At 43.7% G+C, this 18,600-nt stretch carries 16 protein-coding genes; 2 read left to right on the top strand and 14 right to left on the bottom strand.

The genetic code is table 11. The features are described 5' to 3' along the window. Positions 1–30 precede the first annotated feature (30 nt). The gene (locus tag ACR1R9_RS06660; protein ID WP_433921474.1) at positions 31–1,989 is read right to left on the bottom strand and encodes an ABC transporter substrate-binding protein; all 1,959 of its coding nucleotides are present in this window, start codon (positions 1,987–1,989) and stop codon (positions 31–33) included. Between the two features lie 195 nt (positions 1,990–2,184). Between ACR1R9_RS06660 and ACR1R9_RS06655 the strand changes: the two genes are divergently transcribed. Continuing rightward, positions 2,185–2,994 carry a hypothetical protein gene (locus tag ACR1R9_RS06655; RefSeq protein WP_433921475.1) on the top strand — a complete coding sequence of 270 codons (810 nt, stop codon included), beginning with the start codon at positions 2,185–2,187 and terminating at the stop codon, positions 2,992–2,994. A gap of 112 nt (positions 2,995–3,106) precedes the next feature. Here ACR1R9_RS06655 and ACR1R9_RS06650 read toward each other — a convergent pair whose 3' ends face one another. Together ACR1R9_RS06650 and ACR1R9_RS06645 are read right to left on the bottom strand one after the other, a co-directional pair. Beyond that, positions 3,107–3,937: a GGDEF domain-containing protein gene (locus tag ACR1R9_RS06650; protein ID WP_433921476.1), complete on the bottom strand. Its 831-nt coding sequence runs from the start codon at positions 3,935–3,937 to the stop codon at positions 3,107–3,109. A gap of 175 nt (positions 3,938–4,112) precedes the next feature. Continuing rightward, the gene (locus tag ACR1R9_RS06645; protein WP_433956424.1) at positions 4,113–4,970 is read right to left on the bottom strand and encodes an EAL domain-containing protein; all 858 of its coding nucleotides are present in this window, start codon (positions 4,968–4,970) and stop codon (positions 4,113–4,115) included. Between the two features lie 201 nt (positions 4,971–5,171). Here ACR1R9_RS06645 and ACR1R9_RS06640 point away from each other — a divergent pair, with 201 nt between their 5' ends. Beyond that, positions 5,172–6,287: an acyltransferase family protein gene (locus ACR1R9_RS06640; protein WP_433921478.1), complete on the top strand. Its 1,116-nt coding sequence runs from the start codon at positions 5,172–5,174 to the stop codon at positions 6,285–6,287. Between the two features lie 343 nt (positions 6,288–6,630). Here the strand turns inward: ACR1R9_RS06640 and spo0A are convergent, their stop codons facing one another. The 11 genes from spo0A to folD form a co-directional block, all read right to left on the bottom strand. After that, on the bottom strand, positions 6,631–7,446 hold the full coding sequence (spo0A, locus tag ACR1R9_RS06635) for a sporulation transcription factor Spo0A (protein ID WP_310853649.1): 816 nt from the start codon (positions 7,444–7,446) through the stop codon (positions 6,631–6,633). 192 nt (positions 7,447–7,638) lie between these two features. Next, entirely contained in the window at positions 7,639–8,970 is a 1,332-nt protein-coding gene (gene spoIVB / locus ACR1R9_RS06630) for a SpoIVB peptidase (RefSeq protein WP_433921479.1), read from the bottom strand. 120 nt (positions 8,971–9,090) lie between these two features. Further along, positions 9,091–10,809, bottom strand: coding sequence for a DNA repair protein RecN (recN, locus tag ACR1R9_RS06625; protein ID WP_076291886.1), 1,719 nt, complete (start codon positions 10,807–10,809; stop codon positions 9,091–9,093). A 57-nt stretch (positions 10,810–10,866) separates the two neighbouring features. Then, on the bottom strand, positions 10,867–11,316 hold the full coding sequence (gene ahrC, locus ACR1R9_RS06620) for a transcriptional regulator AhrC/ArgR (RefSeq protein ID WP_063565708.1): 450 nt from the start codon (positions 11,314–11,316) through the stop codon (positions 10,867–10,869). A gap of 124 nt (positions 11,317–11,440) precedes the next feature. Further along, positions 11,441–11,929 carry a hypothetical protein gene (locus ACR1R9_RS06615; RefSeq protein WP_433921480.1) on the bottom strand — a complete coding sequence of 163 codons (489 nt, stop codon included), beginning with the start codon at positions 11,927–11,929 and terminating at the stop codon, positions 11,441–11,443. Between the two features lie 81 nt (positions 11,930–12,010). Next, entirely contained in the window at positions 12,011–12,856 is an 846-nt protein-coding gene (locus ACR1R9_RS06610) for a TlyA family RNA methyltransferase (protein ID WP_433921481.1), read from the bottom strand. Between the two features lie 69 nt (positions 12,857–12,925). After that, a complete protein-coding gene (dxs, locus tag ACR1R9_RS06605) occupies positions 12,926–14,833 on the bottom strand; it encodes a 1-deoxy-D-xylulose-5-phosphate synthase (RefSeq protein WP_076291883.1) in 1,908 nt (635 codons plus the stop codon). A 281-nt stretch (positions 14,834–15,114) separates the two neighbouring features. Continuing rightward, positions 15,115–16,020, bottom strand: coding sequence for a polyprenyl synthetase family protein (locus ACR1R9_RS06600; protein ID WP_076291882.1), 906 nt, complete (start codon positions 16,018–16,020; stop codon positions 15,115–15,117). Beyond that, positions 16,013–16,270: an exodeoxyribonuclease VII small subunit gene (gene xseB / locus ACR1R9_RS06595; protein WP_063565703.1), complete on the bottom strand. Its 258-nt coding sequence runs from the start codon at positions 16,268–16,270 to the stop codon at positions 16,013–16,015. The genes ACR1R9_RS06600 and xseB overlap by 8 nt, the downstream gene beginning before the upstream one ends. Continuing rightward, on the bottom strand, positions 16,260–17,624 hold the full coding sequence (xseA, locus tag ACR1R9_RS06590) for an exodeoxyribonuclease VII large subunit (RefSeq protein ID WP_076291881.1): 1,365 nt from the start codon (positions 17,622–17,624) through the stop codon (positions 16,260–16,262). The genes xseB and xseA overlap by 11 nt, the downstream gene beginning before the upstream one ends. Before the next feature lie 9 nt (positions 17,625–17,633). Further along, positions 17,634–18,491, bottom strand: a complete 858-nt coding sequence (gene folD / locus ACR1R9_RS06585) for a bifunctional methylenetetrahydrofolate dehydrogenase/methenyltetrahydrofolate cyclohydrolase FolD (protein ID WP_076291880.1) — start codon at positions 18,489–18,491, stop codon at positions 17,634–17,636. Positions 18,492–18,600 lie beyond the last annotated feature (109 nt).

The raw sequence follows: 18,600 nt of genomic DNA, 5'->3' as shown, positions 1-18,600 counted from the left end.
TCAATTTCACCAACCAATGATCCGAAAGATTTACTTTTGATTCGCTGTCTTCGTGAACCAAGCTGCCAATTCCTCGGTCTGATCCAACGTTGCAATAGGGTCAAAGTACCATGAACGATCCGGACTCCAGATAAACACACGATCATTCTTTACGGCATCAAGTGAACTCCATACTGGCTTAGTTTTCAATTCCTCTACAGTCAGGTTCTCTGCCGTAAGAATAATGTAATCACCGGCAAATTCGGGTATGGATTCGGACGAAACTTCAACAAGCTGATCTTTCATTAATATCTCCTTTTTGTCTGCTGGAGGATTCAATCCGAGAGCACTGTACACAGCCTGACCTCCACGCCCAAAATTATCACCAAAGGCTAATGGTGCTTTATCGTAAAATTGCATAACTGATACTTCTGCATCTGCTTCGATTGCTTCACTGACACGCTTCTTGGCGTCCGCAATTCGTCCGTCGTAATCGGCCAACCATGACTCAGCCTCTTTTTCTTTGTTCAATGCTTTACCGAAATAAGCGATCTCTTCATGGGTATTTTTCAACTCACCATAAGGAACAACAAGCGTAGGCGCAATTTTACTAAAAGAATCAAACAAATCAGGATCACCTGTGACAATCAGATCTGGTTGAAGTTCCAACACCTTTTCAAGAGAAATGGTTTCGTATTCACCAATATTTTCTACACCCTCAAGAGATTTGGTAAAATAGGGGTTTTTCAAGTTCATTTCCGGTGTACCGACTGGCTTGATTCCCAAAGCAATCAGACTTCCCAAATATAAATCAACTACAATTCGCTTAGGTTCAGCCGGGACCGTGATATCTCCTTTAACCGTCGAGATGACCCGAGGCTCGGAATTGTTCGATTGGCTATCTGCCGTTACTGTGCTGGTGGCATTCGAAGCCCCTTTGCTTCCGGCATTTTCTCCCCCAGAATTACTAGTTGCCCCTGTCGAGCAGGCACTCAACAGTAAAGTGAGACTTAATAAAATACTAAGCAGCATTCCCGTTCTTGTCTGTCTGTTCATGTACAATGACCCTCCGTGTTTATATTGATAATGATTATCATCATCGTTATAAACATACCTTCCAGCTCTTCCACTGGAAATGTCATTTCGAGCCAAGGTCGATGTCAGATCAGGCCACTTTAGAGGTCCAGATGTTTTCTCCTTGAACTGAAGTGGTGAAAGGCCTGTATGTTTTTTGAACATACGTCCCAGATAATATCCGTCCGGATAACCGATACCTGCTGCAATCTCATCTAATGTAGCGTCGGTGTGCAGCAGCATCTCCTTGGCCTTGAACAAACGGAACTGAATCAAATAGTCGATTGGGCTATAACCCGTGGCCTGCTTGAACTTGCGGGACAGACTTCTGGGACTGCTGCCAACCTTCTCAGCCAAAACATGCAACGTCAATGGCTCCGCATAAGAGGATTCCACAATTTCAATGACTTTACTGACCTGATCCGTAACGGAATAGCGAGTTGCAGCATGAGGAATTTGTGCTGATACCTTCTCTACAAAAGGGTAAAACAGGCTCTTTGCCTGAAAATGATGTATGGGGTTCTTTTGATTCCATAAAGTGTGTATCTGTTTTACTTGCTCATACAGCACAACTGGTGACTTGGGGGCAAAACCATAGGTTAGCTGAAATGGATTCATGCGCTCCATCATGTTGCCCAAATCGGTTCTTCCTCCACTTGGCAGACTTACTTTGTACATAAGGTAAAACAGATTTAGTCCGGATTGTCCAGCTTCAATATGCAGTACGCTTCCCTTTCCACCATGAAGAACATAAAAACGACTCACTTCATGCTTCTGGTCGTTTATGGTTACATAGGCTTTACCCTGGATGGTGAATACAAACGTGCTCGCAGGAAATTTATATGTTAGCTCCTCAGTTGGCCCTAACTCCATATAACGTATATCCGCAATACTCACAGCAGCATAGTTCCAGAGTATGTAATAATTATTCCACATTTCATTAACCCAACTCCGTCTAAATAGATTGACTAAACAGTCCTTCACTTATTGATAACCATTATCAATTATTATTAGCAAGTAAGCAACAAAGAAGTGAAAGTGAACTTATTAGCAAGCGTATCTTCATTTGCTTCTTGTAACATCCGATATATGTAAGTAGATCCACGATATAACGAAGAAGGGGAAGAGACCATGAATTCAATTTCACCTGCCTCCAAAAGCAGCTTCACCTCAGGGAGCCAAGTCTCCAGTAGAGATAAGGAAATTCAGGGACTTATGAAACAAAAAATTAGGCTTAATGAAGAATTGCAATCCGTCAAATCTAATGATCAGTTGGACTCCAAAATTAAGGCGGAACGAGTTAAATCTATAACGAGTTTCATCCAACAGGTCGATAATCAAATCGCTCAAATCAAAAGCGAGGAGATTCAAGAAAAAAATAAATTGAAGCAGTCTGAGCAACCTAAAAAACAGGAGCCGCAACCGTCTGAGCTCTCTGGCGAAAATCAGGCTCCGGCAATGGGTCATCTAATCAAACATAGCCAGACTTATGATCAGTTAGGCAAACTGGTAGGTTTGCGTGATCGCATGCACGGGTCCATTCAAACACTAGAAGGGGAAACCCGCTTCGACCGGATCGTTCTCGATAATGACGCTGGAAACGATATGGGCAAGTCGATGATGCTGGAGAACGCTGAACAAACTGTTTTTCAAATGAAGCGTGAGATGGTTCAAGAGATTGATTCTCAAATCCGAAAGGTTGATCAGTCCATCGGGGAAAAATTAAAAGAAATCAACCAACCGGTACCATCAGAAGCTATCCATTCTACTCCACAATCTCCTGCAAATGAAGATAAGGAAGTAAATAAAGAAAATAAGGCTGAAAACAAATCGAAGATTTCCAACGGTACGCAGAATGATAAAGAACCAGGAAAAATTCAAGAGACGCAATCAAATGCATCCCCTGCCCCATCCTATACATTGCTGGACATTCGGGTTTAATAGCTTACATAATAAATAACTATTCTCCAATAACAAAACCGTTATTTACAGGTCTCTTCTACCTGTAAATAACGGTTTTTTCCGTATCTAATGTGTTTCCTGACATTACTGGTTATACGACCTCCTCATTTGCACAAATAATGCTGCCATTCACCGATTTACATACTTTTTTAACCCGCGTCGCCTCACTCACAATTTGATCAATGTTTTCATACTGTTGTCTGTGGTTCGTGACCACAGCGATCGACACCGAAACAAGCGGTATAGGTCGGTTCAGTCCAGAACGCCCTTCGCCCAAAACATATTGATTATCCAAGTCCTCCTGATTGTAAAATGTACCTTTGATCTGCTCAAAACCTGTGATCACTTCTTCACAAACGTGTCTAAATCCATGATGATTTAATATCACAATAAAATCGTCTCCACCGATATGGCCAAGAAAAGCCTCTGGAAAAACAAAAAGTTTCCGGAGCAGGTTAGCAGTAGCTTGAATGAGCTGATCCCCCATTTTGAACCCATAGCTATCATTGTAGGATTTAAAGTGATCCAAATCTATGTATAGAACACTAAAATAATCAAGCTGAAGTAACTGATATAATCGTTCATCTATAATTCGGTTACCTGGAAGACCTGTCAAGGGATTCATGAAAATAGCCATTTCGGCACGAACATCAGCCACAGCGAGCAGCAGACGTCGGATACTAACTGCTCCATACAAAACGCCTTCAGCTGTTATAAGCACTAGATCGTATAACTCTTCTTCAGATCGATTCATAGCCAGAACACTTACATCCGTAATCTGTTCACCGTAATCGACGACCAGTGCCCGGGCGTTCATAACCAGTTCCACATGGCGTCCCATATACAAATTATAGCCGTACTGTGTACCAATCTGCTGGAAGAAACGAGCACGCATCATTAATGACACACCTTGTTCTCCCATAACAGCTACACCTTCCAGATTGGGATTGGATTTAAAAAGATGGTAGACGATATCACATTTTGTTTCGGGCGCTACTATAGGAATCGTATCGGCTATCTCACCTATTTGCGTAAATATAACATTCGCCTCCTTTGTACATAGCCATACCATCTACTTTTAAATCTTTAATTATCCCCTATGGAAAAGATAATGGAGATGGCCTTAATACTGTGTCAGGCCTTCCAAGTGCGTAACCCTGACCGTATTCGATACCTTCATGTCGCAAAAATTGAACTTCCTCGTAACGCTCGATGCCTTCAGCGATGATACTGGTCCCCGAGTCGACAGCAAATTGTTTAAGAATTCTTACAATGTGCTGCTGATCCGAATGTGTGTCCACTCGACTAATCAGTGCTCTGTCCAATTTAATAAAATCTGGTTTTAGACTTACAATCGCCTTCAGACTGCTATATCCGGAACCCGCATCATCAATGGCAATCCGAAAGCCCTGTGATCGATAATTCGAAAGAATGCGTTCGAATTCTACATAGTCCTGGACTGCCTGTTTTTCGGTTAACTCGAAGACCACTTGCTCAGGGGAAAGACCATAACTGTTCAATAGACTGATTGTTTCTCCACTGCGGTATGTGGTATCGGCTAAAACCTGAGGATGTATATTCAAAAAAACGACGGTATTGTCGGGATAACGCTCTGTAGTTAAAGAGGCTCTGAATCTTTCAATCGAAATCTCACGACAGAAGCGTTCAAACGTGAACACCTGATCCGTATGACCAATGAATTGATAAAAAGATTCTGCATTTGGAAAAAGATTAGAGATGGGAGGACGGTTTAATATCTCGTATCCAAGGCAGCTCCCATTCTGCAAATTCAAGATTGGCTGAAAATATGTAGTAAGCATTCTATTACGCATAATTTTTTGCAGTCCGGTAAATTGCCTGTAACTAAGCATGGATTGTTGAAATGATTTATTTACATATTTCAAAGAATTGTATAGTTCATTTATGTATTTACTGAAAAAAGCCGTTCTCCTCATATAATTCATCCTTTATACCTATAATGTGTATCTTGTCAGTGGTCACATCGTACCACTTTCTTGCTGAGAAAGCGTTAACTGCAAGTAAAAGTTTGTAAAAAATTTCATCATTCCAAATATATATCTGAATTAAAATAACTTTTATTTGTCACCCCTTAATGATACAATTTGTATCAAAAAAGAATGGAAGGATTTGATCGTTTGAAAAAAGAACTGGTCCCAGAAGTTATATGGCTTAGGTGCATTGCTTGCCTTGCTATTGTTGCCATCCATTGCATCAATTTGACTTTCACAAATTATGAAGGATCTCTTGCTAGTCAGACAGTCACCTTATTAGAAGTCATAAAACTTGGACTTTTGTTTGGTACACCAGCTTTTGTTTTTATCTCAGAATTTCTCTTAGCAAAATCTTACTCTACTTATATACCTGATAAATTCTTGTGGAAGCGTGTCCGCTACATCTTGATTCCCTACTTTACGATGGCTGTAGTCTATGCTTTCTATAGTTTGATTAGATCAGATAAGCTAACACCATATGCTTTAGTAGTTAAAATTCTTAGAAACATTGTTGTAGCAGATTATATTGCGTACTTCATTATTGTTATATTTCAATTTTATATCTTGCACATAATCTTCACTAAACACTTCCAATCCCTATCACCCAAGCTTTTCATCCCTCTATGTCTAGCGATTAATTTACTCTATCTTGGTTTTTTCAACTTTGTCCCGCCTCTTCAAATTATTCCTGGAGCTGAGTACATATGGACGCGTCTATATTGGGTAGCTTTCCCAGGTTGGTTATTCTATTTTTCAGTAGCATATCAATGCGGCAAAAATTATTCTGCTTTTAAAGAATTTCTTAATCTAAATATAAAATGGATTATATTAATCCCTATATTAACTTTCCTTGCTATAGCATTTTTAAAATTTACAATGATACTTCCCGAAACCAATTCAAAAAGAATAGACATCTTGTTTTATGCGTTAAGTATGATCTTTGTTATTTTTTATTTTGCTTCAAAAACTAAACGAATTCCATGGGTCATTGATCAAATAAGCAGATACTCATTTGGTATCTACCTGTTACACTTGATGTTTGTGCAAACCATCAGCAAATTGTTTTATGAACTACATCCTTTTATCAACCTCCCCTTAACTTTTATAGTAAGTATTAGTTTATCCATCATTTTCACGTACCTACTTCACAAGTTAAAAATCGGTAATTATTTCGTGGGTAAGATCGGAATCAGTTTTACAAGAACAAACAAAGAAAGTAAACAAAATGATTCTTGGGTTGAAACAGAAATAAAGGTGTAAAGAAGACGTAATAAGGTTAGATTAGTTTCCATTCGGATATACAAATACTGGGATCACAGGGTAAAGAGTATACAAAGAAATCGTGACTCCTATGATCCAATTGATTATCACAGGGCTTTGTCGTACGGCAGCCACTCAGCTCCAAGTTTAATGATACCCAATAAATCAATTTACAAATATTGATAAGACAAAACACGCATGCCTCTGAGAAGACATGCGTGTTTTTTTATTTGCTCAATTCTGACCCATAGTTGCATTGATTCCCATAACAGCTAGAAGAACTATAGGTTTCGAAAAATTATTCTATTGCGTCAGGAAGCCTTCACTTCTACTCCTGATCCTTTCAGGACACCTTATGCTCAATTCTCAGCTTGTCAGCAACCATAGCGATAAATTCCGAATTCGTCGGTTTCGACTTGCTGATATTGATTGTATAGCCAAACAGATGGCTGATGCTGTCGATGTTCCCACGTGTCCAAGCAACTTCAATGGCATGACGGATGGCACGTTCGACGCGAGACGGCGTTGTTTTGAACTTTTCGGCAATCGCTGGGTACAGGGTTTTCGTGATAGCACCCAAAATTTCGATATTGTTATACACCATAGTGATGGCTTCGCGTAGATACTGATATCCTTTAATATGCGCAGGAACGCCGATTTCATGTATGATGGACGTAATGCTTGCATCCAAATTTTTGTGTTTACCCATCGGCACCACGTTGGACTTGTTCATAAACATCGATGAACCGCCACTACCACCTGTGGAGATCGTAGTTTGCGTGCCAACCAGTTGACGTACACGATTCGCGAGTACTTCCATGTCAAAGGGTTTCAGGATGTAATAAGAAGCTCCGAGTTGCACGGCACGCTGCGTGATATTCTCTTGTCCGAAAGCCGTAAGCATAATGACTTTGGGCTGTGGAGACAAATTCAGGTTGCGCAGACGCTCCAGTACACCCAGTCCATCCAGGTGAGGCATAATAATATCCAGAATGAGTACATCCGGTACATCGCGAGTCTGCTCCAGCAACTGCAGCACTTCTTCTCCATTGTAAGCAATTCCGGTTACTTCCATATCTTCCTGTTCGGATATATATTCGGCAAGCAAATTCGTAAACTCACGATTATCATCGGCCAGCAATACCTCAATTTTTTGCAAAACGGTATCCTCCTTTAATTTAAACATCGTTTCGTACATTTCCTTACAGGTTAAATTTTCGACATAGGAGAGGAAATTCCTTCTGTCGAAAATTATTTTTCTTTATTTTTTTTTCTCATTGCTATATAATAAATAATTTATTTCATTATCCGATATTATATGTTTGCATTCGACAAAAAAACCTTAAGGAGGTTAACCCGCCTTAAGGTTTTTTGCATGTTCCTTTTTCATCATGACTCCTGCATCTTGTAACATCCACTCAATAAAGCAGCCATAACCTGATTTCGGATCATTGACGAACACATGCGTCACAGCACCAATCAGTTTTCCGTTTTGAACAATGGGGCTGCCACTCATGCCTTGTACAATGCCCCCGGTCTTATCCAGCAGCTTCGGATCTGTGATACGAAGCACCAGACCTTTGGTCGCCGGTTCGGATTGGTCTGCTACGTGAACAATATCAATTGAGAAACGCTCAACCTGCTGACCTTCAACAACTGTGAGAATTTCTGCCGGACCTTCTTTTACTTCATGAGAGAAAGCAACAGGAATCCCTTTTGAATACAAACTATGTTCAGGATTTCCGGACATTTTACCAAAGATACCAAAAGCCGTATTACGTTCAATATTGCCCAAAATTTTGCTTTCTTTCAGGAAATGAGCTCGTTTTTCACCCGGATCACCGGATTCACTCTTAGAGATTGACGTTACATTGGACTGAACAATCTGACCACTACCGACAACGATGGAGGTCTGCGTGTTCATATCCGTAATGACATGTCCCAGAGCGCCATATACGCCTTGATCCGGAGCGTAGAAGGTTAATGTTCCTACACCTGCGGCGGAGTCACGAATGTACAAACCAAGCCTCCAGGCTTGGTCTTCAGCGTCATAAGCAGGTGTCAAACGGGTTTTAACCGTTTCTTTACCGCGTTTTAAAACGACATCAATTCCTTTTTTGCTCTTGCCTGCAAGCTCAACCGCTTCAGCTACACCCGATACACCATCAAGGCGTTTACCGTCCATATGGGTAATCAGATCTCCAAGCTTAATGCCTGCTGATTCTCCAGGGGATACACGTTCATCTTGTCCAGAACGAACCAGATGGTGCCCTACAACGAGAATGCCTGCGGATTTTACTTTGACGCCAATGGTTTGTCCCCCGGGTACTACACGCAAATCCGGAATCACGTTTACGTTAACCGTTTTTACCGGAATTTTGCCCCACAACTTCAACGTTAATTTGGCACGTCCCGTTTGTTGGGGATGAAGATGCAAAGGTTGTTGCTTCGTTACGTGAACCGCAGTTTCCTTTCCATCAAAACCGACGATGTCAGGACGATCCACGACAGCGCTTGAAGCAGCCGGTACAGCGAGATGAACGTCTGCCTGCCTGCCTGCAAATACCTGGAGTTCATCAGGCAATGAAGCATAACTTTGCACAGGCTGAATGGCCTGGCTAATCACACATAGAAAGAAGGCAAATAAAAGACCTAGCAATTTCTTCCTGAGGGGGGAATTCAATGGCTGTCACACTCCCTTTGCTTCTTTCGCTTGACGAAAGGTGGTCGCCAATTGCGTACCTATAAGATAACCTCGCCCCCAGGCTTTTATTACTGTCAATCATTACGCCAGCCGCTCGTTTCACCCTTTTTTGGCTTCCGCCAAATTCAGCATTTCCTGTGCATGATGCAGCGTTTTTTCTGTAATTTCCACACCGCCCAGCATACGTGCCAATTCCTTCACTCTGCCTTCGTCTGACAGCGATTCCACTTGTGTCATCGTGCGTCCGTCGTACACATGCTTTTCGATGAGATACTGATGATCGGCCATACAAGCGACCTGTGGCAAGTGAGTAATAGAGAAAACTTGGCAAGTAGAAGACAGACGGTATAATTTTTCCGCAATGGATTGTGCTGCTCTTCCGCTCACACCTGTATCCACCTCATCAAAGATTAAAACTGGAATCCGGTCATGGCGTGCGAAAATACTCTTCATCGCGAGCATCATTCGGGACAACTCACCACCGGAAGCAATCTTGCCGAGCGGACGTAAAGGCTCACCTGGATTCGGAGAAATCAAGAATTCCGCATTATCTGCACCTTGACGCGTGAGACGAATACGACGCCCATTCCACTCAATCCCTTTTGCATCTTCAAAAGGCGTAATCTGAACTCGTAACGTCGTTCTCTCCATCTGCAGATCCTTCAGCTCACTCTCCACCTGCGCTGCAAGTTCCTCGGCACATTGTTTACGAACACGGCTAAGTTCCTCGGCAGACTCCATGACTAATTTGAGCAATTTGTCACGTTCATTACGCAGCTTCTCCAGACGTTCATCCTTGTTCTCCAGCTGATCGGTTTCATGGCTAATCTGTTCATAATAATTCAAAATAAGTTCCACACTGTCGCCGTATTTCCGTCTGAGGCCAGAAATCAGATTCAGTCGCTGTTCCACTTCTTCCAATCTACCCGGGTTAAATTCAATTTTCTCCCGATAATCACGCAACTGAAACGTCGCGTCTTCCAACTGATAAAATGCAGACTGCAGCTGTTCAACTATAGGCTGTAGCCCTTTGCTGTCATATCCCGATATATCTTCAATCCGTGACAATGCAATACTTACAGCTTCTAACCCACGTTGACCGCTAAGCAGATCATATGCGCCAGCAACACTGTCCATCATTTTCTCACTATGGGATAGTTTGACCCGTTCTTCTCCGAGTAATTCATCCTCGCCCTGTGTTAGAGAAGCAGCTGCAATCTCTTCAAGTTGAAACCGGTACATGTCCAGCAATTGATACGCACGTTGACTTGACTCCTGAAGTGCACGTAGTTCTTTTTCCGCAGTAATAAACTTACTGTAGCGTTCCTGATATTCCGTTTTGACTGGACCGATGATTGCTGCCCCGTATGTATCCAGAAGCCCCAGATGGCTTTCTGCGCGCAACAAACTTTGATGTTCATGCTGTCCGTGAATATTAATTAATTTTTCTCCGACTTCACGGAGCATCGTCAAATTGACCAATTGGCCATTAATACGAGATGTACTTTTACCTTGAGTATTCAGTTCACGGCGAATCACTAGATGCTCCTCCGGCTCACAATGGATGCCAAGCTTCTCCAGCGTTTCCCATACCGGATGGCTTGGCTCCATTTCAAACAGAGCCTCCATCTCGGCCTTCTCACATCCATAGCGGATCAGATCGGCAGAGCTTCGTCCACCAGCAATCAGACCCAAGGCATCAATAATGATTGACTTACCCGCTCCCGTTTCACCAGACAAGACATGGAATCCCGGGTGGAAAACAACATCAACTTCTTCTACTACAGCCAGATTACGAATCGATAATGTAACTAACATCTGCAAAAACACCTCCGGATGACTCACTCAGAAATTATGTTTTTGAACCATTATATTCTAAGAAATATAACCCATAATCCGCTCGATTACGGTCACGCTGTTACTTTCCGTCCGGCAGATGATGAGTATGGTATCATCTCCACAGATGGTTCCCATCACTTCCGTCCACTCAATATTATCGAGCAAGGCAGCAATAGAATTAGCTGTGCCAGGCAAACATTTCATCACGACCAGATTGTTTGTATGATCGATGTGTAAGAAGTTGTCCACGAGGGCACGTTTCAGTTTCTGAATCGGATTATATCGTTGGTCTGTAGGCAGTGAATATTTATATCGTCCATCATCCATGGGGATCTTGATTAATAGAAGCTCCTTAATATCCCGTGATACAGTGGCTTGAGTCACCTGAAATCCGGATTTACGCAATGCTTCAACCAGATCATCCTGGGTTTCAATTTCGTTTTGACTAATGATTTCACGTATCTTAATGTGTCGTTGTCCTTTCATACATGCCTCCAGTTAAAATAGTTCAATGTATTACATAAAACGGCTAATTCTTATTTCCTTAAAGTTTGTCATCCTGCAATTCGTCATTCGTTATATAAACAACTCTCAGGTTTCATAAATACCCTTAGTCCAGATCATCTCCATCGTACACGTCTTCCTGATAATCCATGAGCCTGATTACCTTGACATTCGATTCCTCCATGTCCACATACAGCAACCCTTCACAACCGGGATATAACAATAAATAATACAGGAAGCGATCTCGCAGGGAGGGTCCAGTAAGTTCAAGAGGTTGCCTGCGACGGGACGTCTTCACCAGATATCTCTCATCATCCCGCTCTGCTACATAATCAATGAAAAGCCTGCTGTAATAAACGGATTCATCCGCTTCAAAGGCTAAAGGGATTTTCATTTTACCTCCGATGACTTCATATCCTTCCGCTTCAAGCAGATCCACTGCCGGTGAATCCTGAATTTCTAAATTCAGTTGCATACCCGACAAGCTTACTGGAATCGGACGATTAACCCAATTCCGAAAGCCAAAGAACAGCCATAAAATCAAGCAGACAGCAAGTACACCAATAACAATTGTGTCATATTGCCCATCCATCATCGCTCACCTCGAAGACATATTCGAGATTCGACAACCGATTTCCTTTTAGAATGTCACCTTTCCAGCGAAAAGAAACTCATCTTATGATGAGTTTCCTGTAAATGTATGGGCAGCTTCCTTTGCAACTTGATCTGCAAGTGCATCAAGTGAAACTTGAACGTTCTCTTGTTGTGTTGCCTCTGGTTCTTCCAGACGCCAGTGAGCGAGAAATTCAATATTTCCTTCTCCGCCTGTGATCGGCGAGAATGTTAAACCTTTTAGCTTTAATCCAAGCTCATTGGCGAAACGAAGCATCGTCTGCAAAACGTCCTTGTGAACCTTAGTATCACGAACGACGCCGGACTTGCCGACTTTCTCACGGCCTGCTTCGAACTGAGGTTTAATTAACGCCACAATGTCTGCCGGTTGCTTTAGAAGTGCCAGCAGCGGCGGCAAAATAATTCTAAGCGAAATAAAGGATACATCGATACTGGCAAAATTCGGCACAGGTCCATGTAGATCTTCGGGAGTCACATAACGGAAATTGGTTCTTTCCATTACAGTAACCCGTTCATCGTTACGGAGTGACCAATCCAGCTGGTTATAACCTACATCAATGGCATATACATGAGAGGCACCATGTTGTAAGGCACAATCGGTAAATCCACCTGTGGATGAACCGATATCGAGCATCACAAGTCCATTCATATCGAGATCGAAGTGACGGATCGCTTTTTCAAGCTTTAATCCGCCTCTACCGACATAGGGATGTACTGAACCCTTTACTTTAAGTTCGGCTTCCCGTGGAATCTTCATGCCCGCTTTTTCAATCCGCTCATTGTTTGCATATACCAGTCCAGCCATGATTGCAGCTTTTGCCTTCTCACGACTTTCGTAATATCCTTGCTCAACCAGCAGAACATCAATTCGTTCTTTCGGGAGTGACATGTCTTTCTCCTATCATGTAGTAATCCTGATTAATCAATAATGTGCTCCAGTTCCTCTGATTGTTCCATTCTATGAAGGGAACCGAGTTCTGGACATACCATATGAAGATTGGGCTGCCATGCTACGCAGCTCTGAGCTCACATTCTCAACCGTGAGTCCCACTTCAGCTCTTTGATCCTCAATACTGCCATGTTCAATGAATCGATCCGGAATGCCCATCAGTTGCACATGAACATCGTGTAGCCCTTGTTCTGCATAAAACTCCAGAACTGCACTGCCCATACTGCCTGCTTGTGATGCTTCTTCAAGCACAATTAACTTCGTGCCTCGAACTGCCAGATCACGCAGCATCTGCTCATCAAGCGGCTTAAGGAAGCGGGCGTTAATTACGCCAACCGTAATGCCTTCTCTTTTAACCGTCTCTGCAGCTTCTTCAGCAAGCTGTACCATTGATCCTGAAGCGACGATAGCATAACCTTCAGATGGACGAAGCTGTTCCCATGTACCGATTGGAATCGGAATGAGTTCATCATCAAGAGGCACGCCTACAACATTGTTTCGTGGATAACGATAAGCAATTGGACCTTCATTATATTCAAGCGCCGTCTTCATCATATGGCGCAGTTCATTCTCATCCTTAGGCATCATCAGAACGATATTCGGAATATGACGCATAAACGCCACATCGTACACACCTTGATGCGTTTCACCATCTGGACCGACAAATCCGGCACGGTCAATGGCGAACATGACATTGGCGTTATGACGACAAATATCATGTACAATCTGATCATACGCACGTTGCATAAACGTCGAATAGACGGCAAAAACAGGTTTTAAGCCTTCCATTGCCAGTGCTGCACACATGGTTGCTGCATGCTGTTCGGCAATACCCACGTCAATCATGCGATCAGGAAATTCCTTACTGAAAGGAATGAGACCTGAACCTGTTGGCATGGCTGGTGTTACCGCTACAATTCGTTTATCCTGCTTGGCAAGATCAATCAACGTTTTACCAAACACTTCTGTGTACATCGGTTTTCCTACAGCTTTAAGCACTTGACCTGATTCAATTTTGTACGGAGAAATTCCGTGCCATTTGTGTGAATCCGCCTCAGCTGGCTGATAGCCTTTACCTTTGGTTGTCAGCACATGAACCATTACAGGTCCATCCACGTTATCCGCCTGTTTGAACGTTTCAATCAATTTCGGAATGTCGTGTCCATCAATGGGGCCTAAATAGGTAAAGCCCAACTCTTCGAACAAAACTCCTGGAACCATCATGTATTTGACACTATCTTTAATCCAGCTCGCCGATTTGGCCAAACGATCCCCGATGGCAGGAATTTTCTTGAGCATTCCTTCCACGTCATCCTTGGCTTTCAAATAATGGCGATCGGAACGAATTTTGCTCAAGTATTTATGCATAGCCCCGACATTCGGAGCAATGGACATTTCATTATCATTGAGGATAACCATCAGCTTTTTCTGCTCATGACCGATGTGATTGAGAGCTTCAAAGGCCATACCACCTGTAAGCGCTCCATCCCCGATCATCGCGATCACCTGATTGTCTTCACCCTTGAGATCACGGGCAAGCGCCATACCCATCGCAGCAGATAATGATGTACTGCTGTGGCCCGCTTCCCATACATCATGTTCACTCTCGTTACGTTTAACAAATCCGCATAGGCCATTATGCTGACGCAGTGTATCGAAGCGATCCATTCGCCCCGTTAGCACCTTGTGTACGTATGCCTGATGCCCTACATCAAAGATCATTTTGTCTACTGGACTGTTATAACAGTAATGCAGGGCTACCGTGAGCTCAACCACTCCTAAGTTGGGTGCGAGATGGCCCCCTGTAACGGACAGCTTCTCAATCAGAAACTGCCGGATCTCTGCCGACAAAAGAACGAGATCATCCTGAGACATCGACTTTAGATCACTGGGTTGTTTAATTTGTGGAAGCAGCACGAGAATCTCCCCGCTTTCCTAGATTGTTTGATTTGGTGTAATCCATATATACACAGTTTATTAAATGACATTAAAACATTATAACATAAAAGAACAAGAATCATAATTTACGGCAGTATACTCCAGATAACGAGCATTTTCGCCAGCAAGGTTCGTATGATCTTCCTCAATATGTATTTCTATCTCCAGTTGGAACAGACCCTCTTCATGAAACCCAGAAAAAGCACATTAAATTGATTACACGATTCTGGGTGATTTGAAACAGTGACGCTCAACCAAAACTAATGATCTCGACTCATCAGATAATCTGCGATCTCCATCAGTCTGGAAGGGTCTGGTAACTCCGCTCTGCCGAGTGCATCTTTCGCAGATTGCGTCAGGGACTTCACCTCTTGAAGAGAGGCATCCATACCAATAAAATAAGGGTAAGTAACCTTTTGCTGATTCACATCACTTTGCGTTTTCTTGCCCATTTTCTGCTCGTCACCCGTCAAATCCAGAATATCATCCTGAATCTGGAAAGCTAGCCCCAGGTCTCTACCAAATACACGCAGCGCCTCCAACTGTCCTTCTGTCGCACCACCAATACGAGCGCCAGCAATGAGGGAAAACACAATTAAATCTCCAGTCTTGTGCAGATGAATGTATTGCAATTGGGCAAGATCTGTCATGCCCTGCTCGCCTTCCATATCAGCCACTTGTCCGCCAACCATACCTCTTGCTCCAGCCAGTTCGGACAACTCCTCCACAATGGACAACAATGCATCTGCAGACACACCGCTGCGACGACCAGACTGAACGATACTATAAAAAGCATGCGTTAACAGTGCATCGCCAGCCAATATTGCTGTCGCTTCACCAAATACTTTGTGGTTCGTTAATTTTCCCCTGCGATAGTCGTCATTATCCATGGCAGGCAAGTCATCGTGGATCAACGAATACGTATGAACCATCTCCACGGCGCAGGCTACCGGCAATGCAGCTGTACGCTGTGCACCGAAGGCTTCCGCCGCAGCAACGACCAGAAGTGGACGAAGGCGTTTGCCCCCGGCCATAAGTGAATACTGCATCGCGTCAACCAGTGACTGAGGTACATCCCAGTGCACAGGAAGAGTCTGCTTCAACTCTCCCGTCACTTCAGCTGTAACTTCCTCAAGATACGTTTCAAACGAAGGACGATTACTCATTGACTTCACCGCTTTCGTCGACGGCAGCGCCGAACGGTTTTTTGCGAAGTTCCCCATCCTCTTCTACGATCATCTCGATCTTACGTTCCACTTGTTCCAGCTTCAAACCACAAAGTTGGGAAAGTTTCATTCCGCGCTGAAACAAATCGATGGCCTGTTCCAGTGGAACATCACCATGCTCAAGCTGACCTACGATGTCTTCCAATGCCGCCATTGCCTCTTCAAAATTCAATTCCGGTTCATTCGCCATGGGTATTGTCGTCCTCCTTCATTCCCCAAACCTGACAGTCCAGCTGTCCGTCTGTTAATTTAATCTTTATCGAATCTCCAGGTTGTACATCCTTCATCGATTTGATCAATCGTTGTTCCTGTTCGTCATAGACAAGGCTGTATCCACGTGACATTACTTTGAGCGGGCTAAGCGCATCCAGATGACGTACAGATGATTTCCACTGCTGCTGCTTCGCTCTCGTAATAGATCGGATTGCAATCTCCAGCTGACGCCGAGCTGATGCATTCTCACGTCTTGCTGCGTTCACCTGTTCACGAGGATTGAACCGTTGTAGCGCTGCACGCAAACGCTCCTGTTTCTCAGTTGTCCATTTCATACGTGTATCTACAGTTCGCAGAAGACGCTGCTGCAGCATATCCAGTCGCTCCGTATGCTGCATTAAGGTACGTCTAGGATGCACAAGCACAGGCGATCGTTGCAATCTGGCCAGTCGCTCCCGATTATGAACAGCACGCTGACGTAAACTGTGCTGCAGCTGACGCTGACGCTGAGCGATCTGATCAAGCAACTCAGCTCGATTGGGTACTGCCAGTTCAGCAGCAGCCGTAGGCGTTGCCGCACGCAAATCAGCAGCAAAATCGGCAATTGTAAAATCCGTTTCATGCCCAACGGCTGATATCACTGGAATGGCCGAACCCACAATCGCTCTTGCCACGATCTCCTCATTGAAAGCCCACAGCTCTTCCAGTGATCCGCCGCCTCGTCCGACAATCAGCACATCGGCTTCACCCATTCGGTTCAGGTTGTTGATAGCCTTCACAATGGAAGGAGCTGCACCTTTACCTTGAACGAGTACAGGATACAGAATCACTTGGGCAGAAGGATATCTGCGTTGCAATGTAATCATGATATCCCTTACCGCTGCACCTGTAGGTGAGGTTACCACACCAATCGTCTGTGGAAAACGGGGAATCTGTCTTTTCCGTGATGTAGAGAACAGTCCCTCGTCCTCCAGCTTTTTTTTCAGCTGCTCATAGGCCAAGTACAGACTTCCAATACCGTCCGGTTGCATGTGTGTAGCGTAGAATTGATATTGTCCATCCCGCTCATACACCGAGACATTACCACGAGCAATAACCCTTGCACCCTCCTTCGGTACAAAGGGCAATCGTTGATTATGGGAAGCAAACATAATGGACTTAATTCGGCTGTCCTTGTCCTTCAATGTAAAATACATATGACCGCTGGAGTGATGTGTAAAATTGGAGATCTCTCCGCGCAGCCATACATCCGACAGTACCTGATCTGATTCCAGTTTCATCCGGATGTATCGGTTCAGATCTTTGATGGAGTAGATCTTTTGATCTGCCACAGATTTAACCTACGCCAATCCGTGAGCGCGTTTGGCAGCGATCAGTGTATTTTGCATCAACATGGTAATCGTCATTGGACCAACGCCACCAGGAACGGGTGTAATTGGACCAGATACTGTCTTCACGCTTTCGAAATCCACATCCCCTGCCAGTTTGCCGTTATCTAGACGGTTCATCCCAACATCAATTACAACGGCACCCGGTTTGACGAAATCGGCATCCACAAAGTTTGCACGTCCGATAGCAACCACAAGAATGTCTGCCTGACGCGTGATCTCTTTCATGTTCGCTGTACGGGAATGACACATCGTTACCGTTGCGTTCTCACGTTGTAGCAGCAAGGATACCGGTTTACCGACAATATTGCTGCGTCCGATAACTACGGCATGTTTGCCTGACATTTCAAGACCGGTACGCTTGATCAGCTCAATTACGCCCGCAGGGGTACATGGCAATAAACTATCGTCTCCAATGACGAGGTTCCCCACATTAACTGGATGGAATCCGTCCACATCCTTATCCACGGCGATTGCATCAATTACCGCTTTCTCTTCGATATGTTTCGGCAATGGGAGCTGAACCAAAATACCGTTAATGGATTCCTGTTTGTTCAGCTTGTCCACCAGCGCGAGCAAATCCTCTTGGGACGTGCTTGCATCCAAACGATGAACTTCGGAATAGAAACCGAGGTCATGACATGCTTTTTCTTTGTTACGCACATATACTTGGGATGCCGGATCTTCACCGACGAGCACAACAGCCAGACCAGGTACTACCCCCTGTTCGCTAAGCTGTTTCACTTCTGTTGTCATGCTTGCGCGCATTTCTTGGGATACTTCTTTTCCGTTAATAATAGATGCTGTCACTGTACTCTCTCTCCCTTATGTGAACATATTTTTAGAGGTTGTTCAAAAAGTCCGCTTTTGATTACGAAGGATGCCTATCGGCATCATCAGCATCGAATATGAAATTCAG

It is taken from the genome of Paenibacillus taichungensis (assembly GCF_050994985.1).
In the GTDB taxonomy this organism is placed as follows: domain Bacteria; phylum Bacillota; class Bacilli; order Paenibacillales; family Paenibacillaceae; genus Paenibacillus; species Paenibacillus taichungensis.
The sequence above is the reverse complement of the archived record's forward strand: the minus strand, read 5'-3'. Positions and strand labels throughout refer to the sequence as shown.